Raw genomic sequence first — 18317 nt, 5'->3', positions numbered from 1 at the left:
GCGGTCCTGATCGACGGCCAGCATATGCAAGCCTTACCCGCTATGGTCTGCTTGCGCTGTGGAGCTTCACCAGAAGATGAAAACATTCTTTCGATCCTTTTTCCGTGTCTATAGAAGTCGATATCGTCGGGGAATGAAGACCTTGCTGTTACGTTTCGACGGGATCACCGCATCAGCTTGCATCGCTGTGATCGTGTCGCGTAAATCATTGCTGTCAGAAGCTTTATCAGCAAGCACCGCCTCGGCGCGTTGGCCTTCGAGAAGTTCTGCCGCAGATCTGATGTCGCTGGCTTGGTCAGACGTGATATGAAACCGCAAAGAGCGTCCGAAGATATCGGCGAGCATGTGGATCTTGGTGGTCAATCCACCTCTGGAACGCCCCAGCGCCTGATCCCTGGCCCCCTTTTCCGCTTGCCGCCTGTTGATGGACCCGCACGATGGTACTGTCGAGCATCAAATATTGGTTGTCCCGGTCCGCCGTCAGCCCATCAAATACCCGCTCCCGGACGCCGGCATGACACCAACGGCATAGCGTTCCGGCAGGTCACACCAATGCGCACCGGACCGCAGCCCCCCCAAACATCCGTTTACGAACACGCGGCTATCCGAGCCTGTGCGACCCGGATCACCAACTTTACCGGGCAAAAGAGCTGCAATCCTCGACCATTGCGCCTCCTTAAGCTCATATCGCTTCACTGTCATCAAAGACCTCACAACAAGACATCGTGGCCTTTGAATCATCGATTATGCAGTTGGGAACCCTGAATTTCGATCCGATCTACGCCTGTTGATTATACGCCGGAATTGCAATATTAATGCCGAATGAGTTTCAATATTTGAAATAATGCCATGAACGATTACAAAGCCCTTCGTACCTTCCTCCTCGCTGCTGAGAAGCGAAACTTTGCCCAAGTGGCGCGCGAACTGGACATGACACCCGCAGCCGTCACCCGTGCCATCGCGGCACTCGAGGCAGAGCTCGGCGTCCAGCTTTTCGTGCGCACCACGCGGCAGGTGTCCCTCACGACAGATGGGGCAATCTTTGCCGCACAGATCCAGCCCGCGGTGAAGACTTTGGAAGACGCACGTCGCGAAGTGATGAATGCGCACAAAAGTGACGAGGGGCGGCTGCGGATTAGCGCGCCGACATGGTTCGGCAAGACCGTACTGCCGCCGATTCTGTCAGGGTTCAAGGAACGTTATCCGAAGATGAGCTTCGAAATTTCGCTATCCGACGGACTGGTGGACATCGTTGATGATGACTATGACCTTGCGATCCGCATCTCGTCGCAACCGTCCGACAAGTTCACGATCTGGCGCAAGATCCGTCTCGTACCGCGTATCCTTGTCGCGGCACCAGGTAGTCGTTTTGCCGCCATGCAGCATCCGAATGAGCTGACCCCGGACGATTGCCTTGCCTATAGTGGTGAAAGCCGTCGCGAGAACTGGATACTTTCCGATGGTGGCTCGAGCATGAATATCACTGCGGGCCGGGCATTCAGCGCCAACAGTGGCGAGGTTCTGGCAGACATGGCGGCCGATGGCGCAGGCGTTGCACTGCTGCCGGGGTTCAACATTACCCACCACATCAGGAGCGGCCGCTTGGTCCACGTTTTCAAAGGCTGGTCACCGCCGGATCTCTGGCTGACCTTGTTCTATCCGCCTTATCAGGCGCTGCCGCCCCGGATCGCATCATTCTCGAAATTCTTCGAGGAACAGGTTGCGGCCCACATGGTGATGCTGGATTGATGCGTTTCTGAGGACTGGGATCAGTCTTCAGGCATCGCGCGAAGCTTGCTGGCAACCATTTCCTGAAGCTGCCACAAGTTTCGATCATGGATGTTGCGATCCACCAGATCCGACACTGTCCGGTACAGATATTCCGCACACGATCCGGCAGGTCCGCAGGCCTGAGCGATCAGCACCGCAGCATCATCGAGCGAGATTTTCTGTGTGAGCTGGGATTGTTTCGTGCTTGCCCAGAAAGTCAGTGCGCGGCGTGTGCCCGTAGCGGTCCTGACCGTGACCCACCGAACCATGTCGCACACTTCCGAATATCGAATCTCGCGCGCGAGAAGAGTGCGCAGATCCTGCTTCTTGGTCGCACACGGAAGCTTTAGGATGAGGCCTGTACAACTCCCTCCGGGCCGAAGCGCCAACATGAGGCCCGGCGCATCCGAAGTGGCCCTAAGGCGTTCTATCCTCAACGAGAATGCACGGTGCCATCCGTGAGCGACCGCTTCCTCGCTGGCGGACACGTCAAACCCCGGATTCCACATCAGGGATCCGTAAGCGAACACCCAGATCTCCCCGTCACCAGCCCCCTTCTCCACAAGGCTAACGAGTTCATCGAGTTGGCGGGATGATATGGGGGTCCAGTTGGGTTCCGGACCTTCGTCTTCGACAACCCTGATGGTTCTCTCAACAAGGTCTATCGTTAGCTGCATGGCAACAGGTGCACGTGTCTTGGCTATGGGTGTCTTAAGCATCGTGATACCTGCTTCAACGGGGACACCGCCGGAGCATGTCGGGTCCTGCGGGTTATGATCTGACTGCTATCGGATTAGTTCGCGGAACCGTCGATCACGGCACGAAACGTGATCTCCACGATCTGTTCGGGAAATGCCAGTGCTGTGACGCCGATCAGGTTGCTGGCGCATTGCGGCATGTCCGTCCCGTACATTTCCTTGCGCACCTTCGAGCCAGCGACAAACGCGCTCGGGACATCAAGAACGAAAAGAGTTTCTTCGACCACATCGTCGAGCGTCGCTCCGTATTCGGCAAGCAGTGTCTTGGCGTTTCCATAGGCTTGACGGATCTGGGCTTCCATCTGCGAGAAATCGGCTGGTCGACCGTCCGCATTGAGAGCGGCCGGGGCAATGAGCTTGCCGTCGCCATCGTGGCTCAACTGTCCCGATATATAGATTGTGTCCTTGACCTGCACGGCCTGCACATATCCGAATGCACGTTCCCAGGCCATACCGAGATTGGCGACCTTCCTGGCAGATTGAGTGTTTGTCATAACATTTTCCTTCGCGTCAGACAGCCGCGCTTCAAGCGCATATGAATTTTGTGGTCCGATAGACGACGGGTGCGTGGGAGGCCGTACCCGTCGCCAGTGCCGATCAAGCCGTTACGAAGGCCAGCAGATCGGCGTTGAGGACATCAGCATTGACGGTGAGCATGCCGTGCGAGAAGCCCGGATAGGTCTTGAGCGTGCCGTTTTGCAAAAGCTTCGCTGACTTCAGCGCCGAATCCGCAATCGGTACGATCTGGTCGTCCTCGCCATGCAACACCAGCGTGGGAACAGTGATCGCCTTCAGGTCATCCGTCAGATCGGTTTCGGAGAAGGCCTTGATGCCATCGTAATGGGCTTTAGCGCCGCCCATCATGCCCTGCCGCCACCAGTTCTGGATCACACCTTCCTGGAAAGTGGCGCTGTCGCGATTGAATCCGTAGAAAGGACCAGCGGGCACGTCGCGGAAGAATTGCGCACGGTTGGCGGCAAGCGCTGAACGGAAACCATCGAACACTTCCATCGGCAGACCTTCCGGGTTCGCGTCGGTCTTTAGCATCAGCGGCGGCACGGCGGAGACCAGCACGGTCTTGGCGACGCGACCGGAGGGCTGACCATATTTGGCGACATAACGGGCCACCTCGCCACCGCCCGTCGAATGGCCGATATGGACCGCATTCTTCAGGTCCAGCGCTTCAACGACAGCGAAGGCATCGGCCGCATAGTGGTCCATGTCGTGACCGTCCGCCACCTGTGCCGAACGACCATGGCCACGGCGATCATGCGCGACAACGCGGTAATCCTTGGAGAGGAAAAACAGCATCTGCGCATCCCAATCGTCAGACGAGAGCGGCCAGCCGTGGTGAAACACGATCGGATGTGCATCCTTCGGACCCCAGTCTTTGTAGAAGATTTCGACGCCGTCCTTGGTGGTTACATAAGCCATCGTCTTGTTTCCTTCGATTGAATTTGCAGTAGAAGCAGCCTTGGCTGCGATGCTGAAAGTGGATGAAATTGCGACAGCCGCTACGGCTGCGGAAAGCAGCGCGCCTCTACGTGTCATGGAAGAAATTCTTTGGGGCTCGCGTCCTGCGATTTCGTGCTGGAAAACTTCAGGCAACGCTGAGTTCGTCTGACATGCTCATATTGCCGTCAGATGCATCTGCTCACAATTGCGGGAATAATTTCGAGTTTATTGTCGAATTTGAAATAGTCAGCGCCTTCGTGAGCCGCATTTAGATCCAGATAGGATCATGCCGCTTGAGGTGATCGGGCCGCTCACCAACAAACTGAGCGTCTTCGCCTTGAAAGGATATTAACCCGTGACGGAGTATGCCCATGAGCCGGGCTATGGTTCCGGCGCGGTCGTCTCGTCATGGCATCTCCTGGTCCCGGCATCTAAGCCCAAGTCAGGTACAAATTCCACTTATCCTTGCTGTCCAGATTTCCCGAGCCAGCTCTAAATGCCATAGAGTTCAGCCAAGTGAGGATCACCGTAAACTTTATTCTCCGCAACATGCCACGTGTAAAATCCCAGACTCTGCGGGAACGAAACAACTGAAACTCCTGTGGTCGATGCCTTTCTCATAATCCTCTCCCAGACCCAAAATAATGGACACAAGCGCGACAGAGATTTGCATGTTGAATTACCAATTTAAAGTGCCGCTATTGAAGGTTCACCTGTTCCGAGCAAGAATCACAGATTGTGGAAATCAATGCGATCGGAATTGGTAACCAATCGTGTAGGAGGGTGCCGTCGGCGCCGCGTTCTTGAACTGAAGCTGTCGTTCAACAGCCATACAAAACAGGTGGGGAAGCTCTTTCGACGCATCGAGGCGTGATTGATTGGATCTTTGAAAGGGTATTGGCTCCACGTTCAAGTCGCATGTCTGTGAAGGCTATGGTATTCCCTGAATGTAAGGGTATCTCACCGACAGTCCCAAGCACATCTGGAGTGCGTCTTCCGCTTTAAAAACTACCTTATCGAACTAGCGCGTCTGGCACAGTTGCAACAGTTGTGACCGCGTCCAGTGCCTCGCGAGTTCGCTGGCATCCACCATGCCTGGCAAAAGACTTCCCAGCTCACCACCGATCTGAATTTGCGCATTGGTGATCGTGCAAGCTCTTTCGTTGACTGAAACGATCACTGCAATCTCGGACTGCATCGGAGGCATCTCGAAAAGTGCGTCAGGCGGGCTTTCGCAGGTAACGACAGCCGTAGCTCGCATTGTCGAGTTTTCATCGACGCCTCGACACAATTCTGCGGACTGCACGCGGAAACTGCGTGTGTGGTTGGGTCCGGCTGGAAGCTGCTCGCAAACCTGAGCTGACGACAACGCCCTCGCTATAGGCGGCCATTCAGGCCGCCCAACCAGAGAGAAGCAATTTGCGAAACCAGGCGCGGCTGAAGTGACGAGTGAAACGACAAGCACAAGCAGAGCTGGGATAGGATATTTCACGGTGCCACGCTCCTCCAGATTGTTCAGGCAGTCATAAAATAGGATTGAGGCTTTTTCGGTTTGGATGCGGCGGGATTTGCCTACTGCTCGCATGAAACCGACTGCCCTCACTGCGTCCTGCCAATGTTACACTTTGACTCCAAGGCGGTCTGTTTTCCGCAAGAGGCTACGATGCTTGGTGGGTAGCGCAGTCAGCACGAGTACTTTTTTCGTACCACACCGGAACTTCAGGTGCCGCCCGCCAGAGGGATGGGGTCCACTCTCATGGGCAAATTTTTAGAGTAATTCTAAAATACTTGTGCAACCTTGCAACTGTTCATGTCAACGGCACGTTTATACTGCTGGACCTGCCAGGGCGCAGCCGGCCCGCATTTGCAAGGCGCCTCTGCAGGACATTCATGCCGAATTCCGTCAAGCTCATTTCCCTCGGGACAGCCGTCCCTCCCCATGTCATTGATCAACGGGACGCAGCACACGCATCTCATTCGTCGTTTGCGTCACGCTTCCCGGATTTCGAACGGCTGGCAAAGGTCTTCGAAAGCTCGGGCATCAAGAAACGCTACGGCGTTCGGCCCCTCGACTGGTATTTTCGAACACCGGGATGGGCGGACAGGAACCAGGCTTATATCGAGGGCGGTTGCGCGTTATTTGTTGCCGCGGCAGCAAATGCACTACAACAAGCCAATCTCTCAGCCTCCGATGTCGATACGATTGTGACGGTGTCATCGACTGGCATCGCCACCCCCAGCCTTGATGCGCGGGTCAGCACAGAAATGGGATTTCGTGCCGATGTAGAGCGCGTTCCTGTGTTTGGCCTCGGCTGTGCCGGCGGCGTGTCCGGCTTTGCCATCGCATCAAGGCTTGCCGCATCCAGACCGGGCTCTGTCGTTCTTCTTGTCGCGGTGGAAACCTGCACGCTTGCATTCCGCATCGACAAATTGACCAAGGCCAATATCGTGGCGACGGCCTTGTTCGGAGATGGTGCAGCCGCCTGCGTTCTCTGCGCGACAGACGGCGGCATCGCCGAAGTCGAAATGTGCGGCCAACATACCTGGCCAGACACTTTGGATATCATGGGCTGGAGCGTCGATCCGGAGGGGCTCGGTGTCATTTTTGACCGTGCTATACCACCCTTCGCGACGGAAAAAGTCCAACCGGCGATCTCGTCCATTCTGGCGCGCGCCAGCCTGGAACCTGGCGATATCGATCGGTTCGCCTGTCATCCTGGCGGAGCGAAGGTCGTCGATGCGTTGGAAACCGCGCTTTCCTTGGATCATGGCAGCCTGAACTATGAGCGTGACGTTCTTTCAGACTATGGAAACATGTCATCGCCCACCGCATTGTTTGTGTTGCAGAAGGTTATTGCTGGAGGCCTACCGCGCCGGACGCTGCTCACGGCCATGGGGCCAGGCTTTACGCTCAGTTGTGTGTCATTGAGGGCAGCAGCATGATCTGGTCAATCGCGCTGCTGGCAGCAGTGACCCTTGAGCGCTTGGGGGAACTCTGGCTCGCCAAACGGAATACAGAGGCGCTGTTGGCCAGGGGTGCAGTGGAAGTCGCATCGTCCCACTATCTGGTAATCGTCATCTTGCACGCGGCATGGCTGGTCGGATTGTGGCTGCTCGGATGGAGTGAACAATTGCACATGGGATGGTTTGCAGTCTTCGTCGGCCTTCAATTCCTGCGCATCTGGACTCTGTCAACACTTGGTCGTCGATGGACGACGCGGATTATCGTCGTGCCTGGCGAGGAGCTGGTCAGAACGGGCCCTTACCGTTTCCTGCGACATCCGAACTATGTTGTCGTTATCGGCGAGATTGCAGTGCTGCCATTGTGCTTCGGCTTGGGGCTCTTTGCAGTCATCTTCTCGGCCGCCAATGCGCTGATCCTCGCAGTACGTATCAGGGCCGAGAACCGGGCTTTGTCGGGAGCGTCCAATGTCAGTCAGCGCTGATCGGCGGTATTCCGCTCCTCATCCTGTCCTCGTATGGACAGGCTTCATCGCGATGTGCGTCGGCATGTTTATGGCGATCCTGGATGTTCAGGTCGTGGCAACCTCCCTACCCACGATCCAGTCGGCGCTTGCCATCAATCCCGATCAGATGAGCTGGATACAAACCGCCTATCTGATTGCAGAGGTGGTGGCGATACCGCTGACCGGGTTCCTGACCCGTTTCCTGACGATGCGCTGGCTGTTCGTTATCTCGCTGAGCATCTTCGTCGTTGCATCAGTTGGATGCGCGATCAGCGGTAGTTTCGAGGAGCTTGTTGCCTTTCGTGTTGTTCAAGGCTTTTTTGGCGGCACACTCATTCCATCTGTCTTTTCCGCCGTCTTCATCTTGTTTCCAAAACAGCGTCAGGCCATCGCTACGACCATCGCAGGTGTGCTGGCCGTGCTGGCACCGACCGTCGGGCCAGTGGTCGGCGGTTGGCTGACGGAAACATATTCGTGGCATTGGCTATTTCTGATCAACGCCGCTCCAGGCCTCATCGCTGCTCTGGTGGCCATACGATCTCTGCCACGCGACAGGATCAATACGAGGGAACTTCGATCTCTCGATGTCCTTTCGCTGGGCTTGATGGCAGTCAGTCTCGCCTCATTGGAACTTGCGTTGAAAGACGCCCCAACAAACGGCTGGACATCGCTCTATATCGGAGGCCTGCTCCTCCTCTCAATCGTGACAGGCTGTGTTTTCATACGGCGCTCGCTGCGCCGAACCCACCCGCTCGTAGATCTCAACAATTTTCGGGATCGCAATTTTTTGGCGGGATCGATCCTGAGCTTTATTCTGGGGATTGGTCTGTTCGGTTCGGTCTATCTCATGCCGGTCTTTCTCGCCTTTGTCAGAGGGCACAATGCCTTCGAGATCGGCATGACCATGCTGGTGACAGGCGTGGCCCAGCTTGTGACTGCCCCAATCGCTGTTGCGCTGGAAAAAAGGATGGATGCCCGCCTGCTCTCTGGCGTGGGCTTTGCGCTTTTCGCCGTCGGGATAGGGATGAGTGCGTTTCAGGACACACAGTCCGACTTTGACGCGATGTTCTGGCCGCAGATCGTGCGTGGTATCGCCATCATGTTTTGCCTCCTGCCGCCGACACGGCTGGCACTTGGAACACTTTCTCCTGACAAGGTCCCGGATGCGAGCGGACTGTTCAACCTGATGCGCAATCTGGGCGGAGCAATCGGTATCGCCCTGATCGACACGATCATCTATACCCGTTCGGAGCCGCTTGGTGCAGGGCTTCTGGAACGCCTAAAGGCCAATGACGCCGATGCTGCAGCTTTTATTGGCGTTCCCTTGCAGACCCTGGCCGAGCATAAAGGTGGTCTGGACAACGCGACGATGGCGATCCTCGATCCGCTCATCCAGACAGCCGCATCCGTTCAAGCCCTCAACGAAGCATGGATGGTCATTGCGGTTCTCACCGCCTGCGCAATTTTATGTTTGCCTTTTGCAAAGCGAGTAGCACCTGCTGAGTGATTTACCCGACCGTTATTCGCCGCAAGACATTTGTCTACCAATACAACTTGTGAACAAGCGCGCCAGATGAATATGCCTAAACTGATCTACTTTTCCGGATATGGCCCATTTCACTTCATCGAAACTGGCCGAGATCGTTCACCAGTCGATGGCTTTGATCTTGTTCCGGCTCAACACGGCTCGTGAGTTCGAACGTCTGTTTATTAGCCACACAACGCCAACCAGATCGATTATTCCGACCAAGGCGCGGTTAAAATTGTTGTACTTTGATCGTCCTGACTTACGCGGCCTGTAGGCCACGTCCACCACCTCGATCTGCCAACCTTCTCGTAACATCATCGCTGGCATGAAACGATGTATGTGATCGAAGAAAGGCAAATCGAGAAAGGCTTCGCGGCGAAACAATTTCAGCCCGCACCCGGAATCACGGACTCCATCTTGCAAAAATGATGCCCTTACGCCGTTAGCAATACGTGATGCCAATTTCTTGGAAAGCGTATCGTGTCTTACCGTCCGCGGTCCCTGGATCAGGCCGATTTTCTCGAGGCCATTCCCACTCAGCACTGCCAACATCTTGACCAACTAGTCGGGTGGGTTTTGGCCATCTCCGTCAAGCGTTTCCACCCAATGATGGGATGCCGCACGCACACCTGTCCTGATAGCGGACGATTGTCCAACGGTGCGCGCGTGGCGGACCACCCGTATTCTCGGGTCTGCGGCCTCCAGGGCCGTAAGAACAGATCCCGTGCTATCGCGAGAGCCGTCATCGACAGCGATAATCTCGAAGTCCAGACCATGCAAAGCCGCCACCAGAAGCGACGGATTCGCGGTATCTGGCACGTCCTGATCAGCGGCGCAGCCGTCAGCATATCGACCATCCTGATCGCAGTGTTTGCCTTGGGAACCCTTGCCACAACCCATGACTGGACTGCGCCTCGCATCATGATTCCGATCACGGGCATCATTCTCGGCGCATCCATGAATTCGGCAAGCGTTGCACCAAATACGCTGTTCAGCACGATCGCTAGCCAACGGGCAGCAATCGAGGCGCAGTTAGCGCTGGGATATAGCAGAAGGAAGGCCGTCACACCCATCATGCGCAGTGCCATCCACGCTGGCGCGATACCCATCATCAACCAAATGGCTGGTGCCGGCATCATCACCCTGCCCGGTATCATGAGTGGCCAGATACTGACTGGTCAGGATCCCATGTCCGCCGCCCGGTCACAGATCTTTATGATGTTTCTTCTGTGTGCCCCGTCGGTCGCAAGCATCCTGATTGCAGTGTTTCTGGGCCTCTATAGGCGCACCGATGAACGGCATCGCCTACGTCTCGACCGTTTTGGATAGACGGAAAAGTGTCTATCCAAAAGCTCCAGAATCTATTTGAAGTGTCGATCTCGTCGATGGGCGCGAATATATTTACGCCCTGAAGGGACTTGAACGGCCGACCCCGTCGTCAGGCCAATACGTTCGCGCCAAATTTACATGTAGAGACAGCTACTTGCTCTCCGGATGAGCAAATAGCCGCTGTTCACCGGCCGACCCGTCCAAGATACTCGGCAACTGATTGAGCGTCCAGTGTCAGGGCAGTTCCTGCTTGTGGGTTTCCGAAAAAGGTGAACTGTGCAGCAACGCTCGATGTGCCAGACCACGTAGTCATTGAACGCGTCAGGGATGAAAGAGAGAAGACGCGCGTCCCGAGGCTTCTGAGTAGCCAACAGGCCGGCCCGACAGGGCGACGTCACCGCCGACTGTGGAGGCCTCGTTCTCTCCGGTGTGCAACGATTAGTAACATCACAGTTACGTCGAATTCTGCATGCTGCTCTACTGACCAATATTTAGATATAAAATTTGGTCAGTATGGCAATGCCAGTTGCTAGTGACCAAAGTTTGTATATAATCTTCGGTCATAAGGTAGGACAGCTATGCCGGATCCCACATCGGACACTCTCGAACGCATTCACCAAAGGATTGCCGGCGCGGCACCTTCAGGCGTCTGGTCGCGCGCCGATTTCCTGGATATCGCCACACCGAACGCGGTCGAAAAGGCGCTGCAGAGGCTGTCTGGCCGCGGCGCCATCCGACGCCCTCATTGAGGCCTCTATGACAAACCGGGTATCAGCCAGCTAACCGGCAAGATGGTGTTTCCGCCACGCGCCTCATTCATCGATGCGATCGCACGGCGTGACAAGCTCCGTGTGTGCGTCGACGGCATGACGGCTGCAAATGATCTTGGCCTGACGACGGCCGTGCCGGCCCGCTCCACGATCTATGCGGACACATACCCCCGAACCATCGAGATCGAGGCCAATGCCCGTGACACGCAGGCCACGAAACCGGTCATCTATATCCTGGACTTCAAACGCATTTCGGCAAAGACCGCTTTCTGGGCAGGCCGACCCGCAATGCGGGTGATTCAGGCCCTCCACTGGTTTCGCGATGAGCGATCCAATCTGGAGACGGTTGTCGATGGTATCGTCCGTTACCTGGCACGAAGCCCGCACAGGCAGTCGATTGTCGAGGATCTGCGCGAAAACATCCACGCCATCCCTGCCTGGATGTACCAGGCGATAGGAACGATAACATGCGACCCGCGACCCCCGGTGGATGAAGACACTCCGTTGGGCCAGGATGGGTAGGCTGAACATGTGCCAGAGCTTCATTGACGTCCTTCGCTCGAGCGCTGACGAGTAAAGAGCACTGTTCTCCGCCGCTGCGTCCGATCTGGAGACGCGGGCCGAGAATATCGAGAAGGATCTCTACGTCTGCTGGGTGCTCGACTTCCTGTTCAATCGACGGAAGGACGGTTCCATCGGCCTCTACTTCAAGGGCGGCACCAGCCTCAGCAAGGCCTATGGCCTCATCCAGCGGTTCTCCGAGGACATCGACATTGGCATCTACAAGGCGGACCTGAAAGTTCCGCTCGAGGCCGATATCGCCGCGCTCCCCTCCGTCAATCAGCAACAGAAGGCTCTTGCCGAGCAGGTGGACGAGGCAGCACGGCATTACATGTCCGGGCCACTCAAGCGTTTGCTCAACGAGGAAATCGCCGCGGTCGAAGCCAAGATCGGCCAAACGGGACATTTCTCGCTCGGCCTCGGGTACGATTCCTACCGGAAGAAGGAAGCGCTCGACATTCTGGTGCTGGGATACAGAAGCGTCTTTGATACGAGCGGCGGCTACGTCGAGGCGGCGGTGCGCATCGAAGGCGGGGCCCGCCCGGATCCGGTGCCAGCCGAGACGCGGCAGATAATACCCTACATTGCTTCCGAAATGCCAGCTGGTTCGGATCTCGCGATCTCCAATGTGATGACCGTCAAACCGGGGCGGACCTTCTGGGAAAAGATCCTTATTCTTCATGCCATGACGGAAATGACCGAGAAGCGAAACACGGACCAGAATACGGAAAGAAAGGTCCCCGACCTCAACCGATATTCGCGCCACTATTACGATGTTCACCAGATCTGGAACCACTCCGACTACGGGAAGACGACCGCATCCATGCTCGATTTTGCCGAAGCGTGCCGGAAGCACAAGGAACTGATGTTTCGCGCGCCGGACCATCGCTATGATCGGGCCGTACCTGGCAGTTTCCGGCTGGTGCCGACGGCCGATATGCGCAAGAAACTGGCGACCGACTACTAGAGAATGTCGGCCATGATCTTTGCGACGCCGCCTGATTTCGAGGCGGTTATGACAAGCATCGAGGATCTGGAGCATTTCCTCAACAAGGAGCAATAGCCGGGTGAGGATGCAGATCTAGACAAGACCGCGGTCGCACGGCCAAATATATTCCCATCAGTGAAAATTCCGGATTTTACCTTCAGCGTATCGAGCCGTTTGTCGGAAAGCACGGCCATCAGCCGCGACCTTCGCCACCTCCAGGGACACTATCTGACGTGGGCACCCGCGCTGCCGCCCGAAAACGAAAAAGCCTGCCGCGGAAGGAGGTGCGGCAGGCTTTGCAAAAAGAACTAAAACAGCGACTAGGAGGAGGAGTGCCGCTGTTTCGACAGACGCCCCTTGGGAGGAGCAGTGGGTCATCTGATACCGAAGCTCTGCGGGAGGAGGTGCATCGCTTCGATAAGAAGGAAGATAGCCAAAATCAGCGCACAAAAAAGACGCTCTGCTGCGGTGCAGCTATGCGAATTGCCCAAAGCAATATCGAGAGACGGAATTTCCTCCGTCAAAACCTTCGCGAACGCTCAGATACAGAAACGCCCGCGTCATCAGCGGGCGTCGTGTCATTTGAAATGGGCTCGAAGGTATCAGCTTAGCGAGCAACCGACTGGCGAGCTACGCTGTGGATGTCTGCGCGGTTGATGCCGAGGTCCTGCAGTTCGCGCGAGGACATGCGACCGAGTTCGGTTACGGTCTGACGATACTGGCGCCAGTTGTTGAAAGAGCGTGCTACGTTCATGATTATCCCCTTTCGTGAGGTCTCTTTGACGCCTGCAACCTGTTCAGTTCCAACGTCGTTTCGATGATTGAAACATAGGCCCTTCGATACCCTGCGATAAGACACAAGGTCTCAGGTCGGCCATGCGCAAGATGCATGGGCAGGATCAGATGCTCACGCCCGGAAGCGATCAAAGGCGGTCAGACGTTTGATCGGTGGATCGGCGTCAGGATAGCGGTAGATTTCTGTACGGAGATAGTGGAGTTCATCGACGAGCGCCTCTTCACCAACTTCGATCCACCATGATTTGGGGCGGCCTTCACTTCCGTCGGACCAGCGGTAGCCGCGCGCCTTCAGATGGTCTTTCATGTCGAAGGGGCTGTTTTCGGCGAAAATCCTTACCCGGGACCTTTGGCTGGCCTGGTAGAGCTCGGCGAAGGCGCTGGAGGCCAAGCCATCAACTTTGCGATCCAGGACCTCCATAAGAGCAAAACAATCATCGACCGCGCGATGCCCCTCGTGAAAATACCCCGCCTGCCCGATCAGATAACCAAGCTTGGTGCCCTCGTATCCACGAGCCGACCAGTCGACCTCCGAATTCGAGCAGGCCCAGGCCTTGCCAGCAAACATAGGGGAAAACGCCTCGCAGAACGGCCGGTCGAAGCCAGCATTGTGAGCAATCACCAGATCGGCCGGCTCGATCAACGCCTGCAATTCTGCCAAGTCGATCGACCGTCCAACCGCCATCTCATCGGTGATGCCGGTGAGTTTGGTGATCTCAGGCGGGATGGAAACGCTCGGCTCCCGAAGCCCACCATAGATGCCGGTGACATCACCGATGCGGCCGGTATCATCGAAGGTGAAGGCAATCGCACCGATCTCGATGATCTCGTCCTTGCGGGCGCTGAGGCCTGTCGTCTCGGTATCGAGGATGGTGCCCCTGAGCGGGTATTCTGGACGGACAACTGCCGCGATCGCGCGTTGCTCGAGTTTCCTGAGAACACGGTAGCGGCCGGTCTGCGACAGATGCCGGACCATGTCGTCTTCACTCAGGGCGACGGTGGCACTCATGGTGGCCTGCTCGGACATGGCAGGTTTTGCGCGGTCACGGGCGGTTGGCCGGCTTCCACCGGCCGCTTGCGAAAACATATCGAACTGCTCTGCCATTCGGTGCTTGTATCCCTGTCATACGTTGGCAACTTCAAAACATGCGAGCCTGCGCAGATCAAGCCTGCCTGTGCAGACCTACGGCCGCGGCCACCTCTGACTACAAAGACTTCATCATAAGCGGTGAGCCTTCTCAGCGCTCCCCACTGGTCCCAACCATATTCGGGGCAAAGGAGGGAGTAGCCTATGAAACCCGATGTGTTTGATAAACCCGTCAATATTCTTCTAGGCCTAGGGATTGCGATCGAGGTAAACTCTGTCATGCACGCATGTCAGATTCTTGCGGACTGGCGAGATCAAGATGACCCATCGCGTGAGCTGGCGTTGAAGGCCTGCCGGGCAGCGTTGAAAGGTGGTATCGACGCACAAACGACCAAGGCAGTGTTCGTCGCGTTCGCGAAAAAGCACGATCTGCTGGCACCGGAAATTGGGAACCTTATAGCCAAACGCAGCGGGCGAAAAAGTGATCCGCGGGTCCGATAATCGACGCGGGGCTCAGTCTGATCATGGGCTCGACCAACGACACCAATTGTTGCGTGTCATTTTGATCAATTTGAACCCGCGGAAGCCACCAGTGCCGGATCGGCGCGGTAATCAGAGGCAAACAGTTTCTTCAAATTCTCAATCTTTGGCAGATCGTTATAGACGATATAGGGATAGGTCGGGTTCTGCGTCAAAAAGTCCTGATGATAAGCCTCGGCATTGTAAAAGGCGTGACCCGGCTCGATGGTCGTGACGATGGCAGCGTTGAACAGACGCGCCTTGTTGAGCTGGGCGATGTAAGCCTTGGCGACGCTTGCCTGCTCGTCATTAACCGGGAAGATCGTCGAGCGGTACTGTGTGCCTGTATCCGGTCCCTGACGGTTCAACTCCGTTGGAGCATGCGCCACGGAAAAGTATATCTGTAACAGATGACCGTAAGTGATCTTCTTAGGGTCAAACGTCACCTTCACGGCTTCCGCATGCCCCGTCCGGCCACCGCTCACCGTTTCATACTGCGCGGTTTCGTTCGCACCACCCGCATAGCCGGACACGGCATTGGTAACGCCGTTGACATGCTGAAACACGCCCTGCACACCCCAAAAGCACCCTCCTGCGAACACCGCAGTTTCGGTTGCACCCGAATTCTTGGTGACATCCACGACGGGTCCCGGGATGGCTATGCCTTCTTGCGCCGATGCGCTTGCAATACCCACCGTTAAGCCCGACAGCAAAAGTGCGGAGCCCGTCAACAGTCTAAACGTCAATCTGGTCTTCATGATAAAATCCTCGTCAGAACGTCGCCAAGATAAGCGAGAAGGAAAAGCAAGTTTATTAGATTCTTGCCGGTTACGCCGACGCCGGATGAAATTTGAGAGCAACGCCGTTCAGGCAATAACGTAGACCCGTGGGTTTCGGTCCGTCATTGAACACATGGCCGAGATGACTGCCGCAGCGCCCGCAATGAACAGCCGTGCGCGCCATTCCGAAGGTCTTGTCCGATGTTGTGCCAACAGCATCGTCGAGAGGAGCCCAGAAACTTGGCCAGCCGGTACCGCTCTCAAATTTCGTAGTCGAAGAGAAAGCCTCCTGATCGCAGCCAGCGCAGGCAAAGTTTCCTTTACGCGCTTCATGCAAAAGCGGGCTGCTGTTGGGGTATTCCGTGCCTTCTTCCCGCAAAACCGAAAACTGGTCCCGGGTCAGCAGTTTGCGCCATTCTGCTTCGGTATGTGCCACCGCAAAATTGCCAGATGGGTAAGCGGCCTTGGCAATAGATGCGAAATTCAGCGCAATCGCGCCAAAGGCAGCTGTCTTAAAAAGCCCGCGTCTGTTCATCATATCAACATCCTCCAATGAACCCTTCTTCCGCTCATACGGTCGCAAAGCAGCGAAGTTTCAGTCCCAAACGCACATATCCGTGATCTTGGCCGATACTAGGAATGTTCATGGTATCACCCCGTATCTGCATGTACCCCTCGCCGAACAGCAGCAACGAAGCGGCCGAGATCCGCAGAATGCAAAGGCATGTGTGACTATCAATTTTCGTGTGAGTTTGACCTATTGGGGGCGCGAATAAACAGTTGGACTGCTTCATAATTTAAGGTCGAGGCTGTTACGACATTCGCAAAGCGACAGCGCTGCTTTAATGCAAATGTGACGTGCATCATCTTCGCAACGCCATCCCTTCGCAAATCAGCGGGTGGGAGGCGCGCGCATGATCCGCAAGTGTGTGGTGGTGCATACGCTGTTGGCACCTTCCTCCATCGATCGTGTATTCGGTTCCGGTGATTGCGTTACGGTGTGGTGTTTAACTGTACCGCCTTGAAAGGGTCTGGTCTTTGAACCCGTTACCGCCTAGCCTAAAATCCTAATATTCATGTCTTTGCGGTAAGCCTTTCGTACTGGGCCTGCTCGGTACCGTCATTGACAACGCGCGTCGAAGTCAAGTTGGTGATGGATCAAAGACCCTTTAATCCGATGGCGTTCAAGTGTCTGACGTAGCAGTCAGAAGTTTACCAGGGCGAATGCCTTGCCCTTTAGGACTGTGGGCAATGAAAATTTTCCTGTTGTGGACGACGCAATTGGCATGAGATCGTGTTGCGTTCAAGCATATCACCGTCGTCAGACCTCAGACTGCCTTTTGTAAATCTGCTCCAAAATGTTTACGTATATCCCTACTCCGACCGGAATGAGGTCGTCCGGAAAATCAAAATCCGGATTGTGCAGGGAGGGCAGATTCTCGCCTGAACCAAGCATCATCAGTGCCATCTTTGAACTACGGCCGAAATAGCCGAAATCCTCCGAGCCGCGCAGTGGCAGCGACCCCTCGCCGTGCGGGATCTTGATCCCCTCCAGTGCGGCGCGAACGATATCAGCAGCCTCGACATCGTTTTCACTGGTGACGAAAATGTCGGTATAGTCGATATCGAGGGTCAGGCCGTGCTCTTCCGCGACGTTTTTGACGAGTGCTTCGGTCTTTTGCACCAACTGGTTCATTGCCTTGTCGGTGAGCGTTCTCAAGGTCGCGAAGAGATTGGCCTGGCCCGGCGCTACGCCAAATGCTGCCGCGCCCATATCGACATGGGTCACGGTCAGCAGCGTAAAGGCCGGATCATTCGTCGATGTGCCCACGGGGCTACTCATCGCCGTCAATTCCGGCATCAGCCGCGAGATCGCCTGCATTGGCGAAATGCCGGCTTCCGGCTGCGACGCATGAGCGGTCCGGCCCGTCAGACGCAGCATGATCCCGCGCGAGGCACAGCAGACCGGTCCATCGACGATATGGACATGACCAAAAGGGATACCCGGCATGTTATGGATAGCGAAGGAATAGTCTGGATTCAAAGTACTGAAGGCCGCGTCCTCTACGACCTTGCGCGCACCGGAGCCGTCTTCCTCAGCAGGTTGGTACATCAGGATCACCGTGCCTTTTTGAGGGCGATCCCGGCCCAGCAGACGCGCCATCCCGGCAATCATGGCCATATGGCCATCATGGCCACATTGATGCCCCTTACCCGGCACGGTCGAACGGTGCGGCAAATTGGCCAGGTCCTCGATCGGCAGACCATCAAGTTCACAGCGCAGGAGCACGCGCGGGCCGGGTTTACTGCTATCGTAGATGGCAGCCACACCGTGACCACCAATGTTCGTGACGAGGGTGTCAGGCCCGGTTTTTTCCAGCATGGCAGCGACCGTTGCCGCCGTGCGCTCCTCCTCACCCGACAATTCAGGAAACCGGTGAAGCTCGCGGCGAAACGCGGTCAACTCAGCAATGTCGGAACGGCTCAACTGCGAAAGTTCCAGCTTCAAGT

The 18317-nt window shown here is 56.0% G+C and carries 19 protein-coding genes and 2 pseudogenes; 8 read left to right on the top strand and 13 right to left on the bottom strand.

Annotated elements, in window-relative coordinates; genetic code table 11:
* Positions 1–108 precede the first annotated feature (108 nt).
* Both RMR21_RS22505 and RMR21_RS22500 read right to left on the bottom strand, forming a co-directional pair.
* Positions 109–384: a transposase gene (locus tag RMR21_RS22505; RefSeq protein WP_498671890.1), complete on the bottom strand. Its 276-nt coding sequence runs from the start codon at positions 382–384 to the stop codon at positions 109–111.
* 96 nt (positions 385–480) lie between these two features.
* A complete protein-coding gene (locus RMR21_RS22500; RefSeq protein WP_498671665.1) occupies positions 481–702 on the bottom strand; it encodes a transposase in 222 nt (73 codons plus the stop codon).
* A gap of 147 nt (positions 703–849) precedes the next feature.
* Here RMR21_RS22500 and RMR21_RS22495 point away from each other — a divergent pair, with 147 nt between their 5' ends.
* Positions 850–1749 (top strand): LysR family transcriptional regulator, encoded by a 900-nt coding sequence (locus tag RMR21_RS22495; protein ID WP_498671664.1) that lies wholly within the window; start codon positions 850–852, stop codon positions 1747–1749.
* A 20-nt stretch (positions 1750–1769) separates the two neighbouring features.
* Here RMR21_RS22495 and RMR21_RS22490 read toward each other — a convergent pair whose 3' ends face one another.
* The 4 genes from RMR21_RS22490 to RMR21_RS22475 form a co-directional block, all read right to left on the bottom strand.
* Positions 1770–2489: a gamma-glutamylcyclotransferase gene (locus RMR21_RS22490; RefSeq protein ID WP_498671662.1), complete on the bottom strand. Its 720-nt coding sequence runs from the start codon at positions 2487–2489 to the stop codon at positions 1770–1772.
* Between the two features lie 74 nt (positions 2490–2563).
* Complete coding sequence (locus RMR21_RS22485) at positions 2564–3022, bottom strand: Rid family hydrolase (protein ID WP_498671660.1); 459 nt, start codon at positions 3020–3022, stop codon at positions 2564–2566.
* A 103-nt stretch (positions 3023–3125) separates the two neighbouring features.
* On the bottom strand, positions 3126–3962 hold the full coding sequence (locus RMR21_RS22480) for an alpha/beta fold hydrolase (protein WP_498671888.1): 837 nt from the start codon (positions 3960–3962) through the stop codon (positions 3126–3128).
* Between the two features lie 1042 nt (positions 3963–5004).
* Positions 5005–5568 carry a hypothetical protein gene (locus tag RMR21_RS22475; RefSeq protein ID WP_498671658.1) on the bottom strand — a complete coding sequence of 188 codons (564 nt, stop codon included), beginning with the start codon at positions 5566–5568 and terminating at the stop codon, positions 5005–5007.
* 305 nt (positions 5569–5873) lie between these two features.
* On the opposite strand from RMR21_RS22475, the gene RMR21_RS22470 reads away from it, so the two are divergent.
* The 3 genes from RMR21_RS22470 to RMR21_RS22460 are packed head-to-tail and all read left to right on the top strand — an operon-like array spanning position 5874 to position 8957.
* Entirely contained in the window at positions 5874–6926 is a 1053-nt protein-coding gene (locus RMR21_RS22470) for a type III polyketide synthase (RefSeq protein WP_498671656.1), read from the top strand.
* Positions 6923–7429, top strand: coding sequence for an isoprenylcysteine carboxyl methyltransferase family protein (locus tag RMR21_RS22465; protein ID WP_498671654.1), 507 nt, complete (start codon positions 6923–6925; stop codon positions 7427–7429). Before RMR21_RS22470 ends, RMR21_RS22465 begins: the two co-directional genes overlap by 4 nt.
* Positions 7413–8957, top strand: a complete 1545-nt coding sequence (locus RMR21_RS22460) for a DHA2 family efflux MFS transporter permease subunit (RefSeq protein WP_498671652.1) — start codon at positions 7413–7415, stop codon at positions 8955–8957. The genes RMR21_RS22465 and RMR21_RS22460 overlap by 17 nt, the downstream gene beginning before the upstream one ends.
* A gap of 138 nt (positions 8958–9095) precedes the next feature.
* On the opposite strand, the gene RMR21_RS22455 is transcribed toward RMR21_RS22460, so the two are convergent.
* Positions 9096–9530 carry a hypothetical protein gene (locus RMR21_RS22455; RefSeq protein WP_498671650.1) on the bottom strand — a complete coding sequence of 145 codons (435 nt, stop codon included), beginning with the start codon at positions 9528–9530 and terminating at the stop codon, positions 9096–9098.
* Between the two features lie 9 nt (positions 9531–9539).
* The gene (locus tag RMR21_RS22450; RefSeq protein ID WP_498671648.1) at positions 9540–9767 is read right to left on the bottom strand and encodes a glycosyltransferase family 2 protein; all 228 of its coding nucleotides are present in this window, start codon (positions 9765–9767) and stop codon (positions 9540–9542) included.
* On the opposite strand from RMR21_RS22450, the gene RMR21_RS22445 reads away from it, so the two are divergent.
* The 3 genes and pseudogenes from RMR21_RS22445 (at position 9753) to RMR21_RS22435 (ending at position 12701) form a co-directional block, all read left to right on the top strand.
* Positions 9753–10307: an ABC transporter permease gene (locus RMR21_RS22445; protein WP_498671646.1), complete on the top strand. Its 555-nt coding sequence runs from the start codon at positions 9753–9755 to the stop codon at positions 10305–10307. The two genes, RMR21_RS22450 and RMR21_RS22445, sit on opposite strands and share 15 nt — an antisense overlap.
* 578 nt (positions 10308–10885) lie before the next feature.
* Positions 10886–11599, top strand: a pseudogene (locus RMR21_RS22440) (DUF6088 family protein).
* A 61-nt stretch (positions 11600–11660) separates the two neighbouring features.
* Positions 11661–12701 (top strand): annotated as a pseudogene (locus RMR21_RS22435) (nucleotidyl transferase AbiEii/AbiGii toxin family protein).
* Between the two features lie 532 nt (positions 12702–13233).
* Here RMR21_RS22435 and RMR21_RS22430 read toward each other — a convergent pair.
* Positions 13234–13380, bottom strand: coding sequence for a DUF1127 domain-containing protein (locus tag RMR21_RS22430; protein WP_498671644.1), 147 nt, complete (start codon positions 13378–13380; stop codon positions 13234–13236).
* A 153-nt stretch (positions 13381–13533) separates the two neighbouring features.
* Complete coding sequence (locus RMR21_RS22425; RefSeq protein WP_498671642.1) at positions 13534–14526, bottom strand: 3'-5' exonuclease; 993 nt, start codon at positions 14524–14526, stop codon at positions 13534–13536.
* Between the two features lie 186 nt (positions 14527–14712).
* On the opposite strand from RMR21_RS22425, the gene RMR21_RS22420 reads away from it, so the two are divergent.
* A complete protein-coding gene (locus RMR21_RS22420; protein WP_498671640.1) occupies positions 14713–15009 on the top strand; it encodes a DUF982 domain-containing protein in 297 nt (98 codons plus the stop codon).
* A gap of 65 nt (positions 15010–15074) precedes the next feature.
* On the opposite strand, the gene msrA is transcribed toward RMR21_RS22420, so the two are convergent.
* The 3 genes from msrA to RMR21_RS22405 all read right to left on the bottom strand — a co-directional run bounded on the left by msrA (position 15075) and on the right by RMR21_RS22405 (position 18315).
* Positions 15075–15785 (bottom strand): peptide-methionine (S)-S-oxide reductase MsrA, encoded by a 711-nt coding sequence (gene msrA, locus RMR21_RS22415; protein WP_498671639.1) that lies wholly within the window; start codon positions 15783–15785, stop codon positions 15075–15077.
* 70 nt (positions 15786–15855) lie between these two features.
* Positions 15856–16344 carry a peptide-methionine (R)-S-oxide reductase MsrB gene (msrB, locus tag RMR21_RS22410; protein ID WP_498671637.1) on the bottom strand — a complete coding sequence of 163 codons (489 nt, stop codon included), beginning with the start codon at positions 16342–16344 and terminating at the stop codon, positions 15856–15858.
* A gap of 783 nt (positions 16345–17127) precedes the next feature.
* Positions 17128–18315, bottom strand: a complete 1188-nt coding sequence (locus RMR21_RS22405) for an amidohydrolase (RefSeq protein WP_498671635.1) — start codon at positions 18313–18315, stop codon at positions 17128–17130.
* Positions 18316–18317: the final 2 nt, after the last annotated feature.

Origin of the sequence: Agrobacterium sp. rho-8.1, assembly GCF_033957725.1 — a bacterium.
GTDB lineage: Bacteria > Pseudomonadota > Alphaproteobacteria > Rhizobiales > Rhizobiaceae > Agrobacterium.
This window is presented reverse-complemented; position numbering and strand designations above follow the sequence as displayed.

Excerpts from the sequence above, each read along its gene's own strand:
- RMR21_RS22420 (WP_498671640.1), top strand. The coding sequence starts at position 14,713 with ATGAAACCCGATGTGTTTGATAAACCCGTCAATATTCTTCTAGGCCTA.
- RMR21_RS22465 (WP_498671654.1), top strand. The coding sequence starts at position 6,923 with ATGATCTGGTCAATCGCGCTGCTGGCAGCAGTGACCCTTGAGCGCTTG.
- RMR21_RS22500 (WP_498671665.1), bottom strand. The coding sequence starts at position 702 with ATGACAGTGAAGCGATATGAGCTTAAGGAGGCGCAATGGTCGAGGATT.
- RMR21_RS22475 (WP_498671658.1), bottom strand. The coding sequence starts at position 5,568 with ATGCGAGCAGTAGGCAAATCCCGCCGCATCCAAACCGAAAAAGCCTCA.
- RMR21_RS22480 (WP_498671888.1), bottom strand. The coding sequence starts at position 3,962 with ATGGCTTATGTAACCACCAAGGACGGCGTCGAAATCTTCTACAAAGAC.
- RMR21_RS22490 (WP_498671662.1), bottom strand. The coding sequence starts at position 2,489 with ATGCTTAAGACACCCATAGCCAAGACACGTGCACCTGTTGCCATGCAG.
- msrA (WP_498671639.1), bottom strand. The coding sequence starts at position 15,785 with ATGAAGACCAGATTGACGTTTAGACTGTTGACGGGCTCCGCACTTTTG.
- RMR21_RS22485 (WP_498671660.1), bottom strand. The coding sequence starts at position 3,022 with ATGACAAACACTCAATCTGCCAGGAAGGTCGCCAATCTCGGTATGGCC.
- RMR21_RS22460 (WP_498671652.1), top strand. The coding sequence starts at position 7,413 with ATGTCAGTCAGCGCTGATCGGCGGTATTCCGCTCCTCATCCTGTCCTC.
- RMR21_RS22445 (WP_498671646.1), top strand. The coding sequence starts at position 9,753 with ATGCAAAGCCGCCACCAGAAGCGACGGATTCGCGGTATCTGGCACGTC.
- RMR21_RS22455 (WP_498671650.1), bottom strand. The coding sequence starts at position 9,530 with ATGTTGGCAGTGCTGAGTGGGAATGGCCTCGAGAAAATCGGCCTGATC.
- msrB (WP_498671637.1), bottom strand. The coding sequence starts at position 16,344 with ATGATGAACAGACGCGGGCTTTTTAAGACAGCTGCCTTTGGCGCGATT.
- RMR21_RS22425 (WP_498671642.1), bottom strand. The coding sequence starts at position 14,526 with ATGGCAGAGCAGTTCGATATGTTTTCGCAAGCGGCCGGTGGAAGCCGG.
- RMR21_RS22430 (WP_498671644.1), bottom strand. The coding sequence starts at position 13,380 with ATGAACGTAGCACGCTCTTTCAACAACTGGCGCCAGTATCGTCAGACC.
- RMR21_RS22495 (WP_498671664.1), top strand. The coding sequence starts at position 850 with ATGAACGATTACAAAGCCCTTCGTACCTTCCTCCTCGCTGCTGAGAAG.
- RMR21_RS22470 (WP_498671656.1), top strand. The coding sequence starts at position 5,874 with ATGCCGAATTCCGTCAAGCTCATTTCCCTCGGGACAGCCGTCCCTCCC.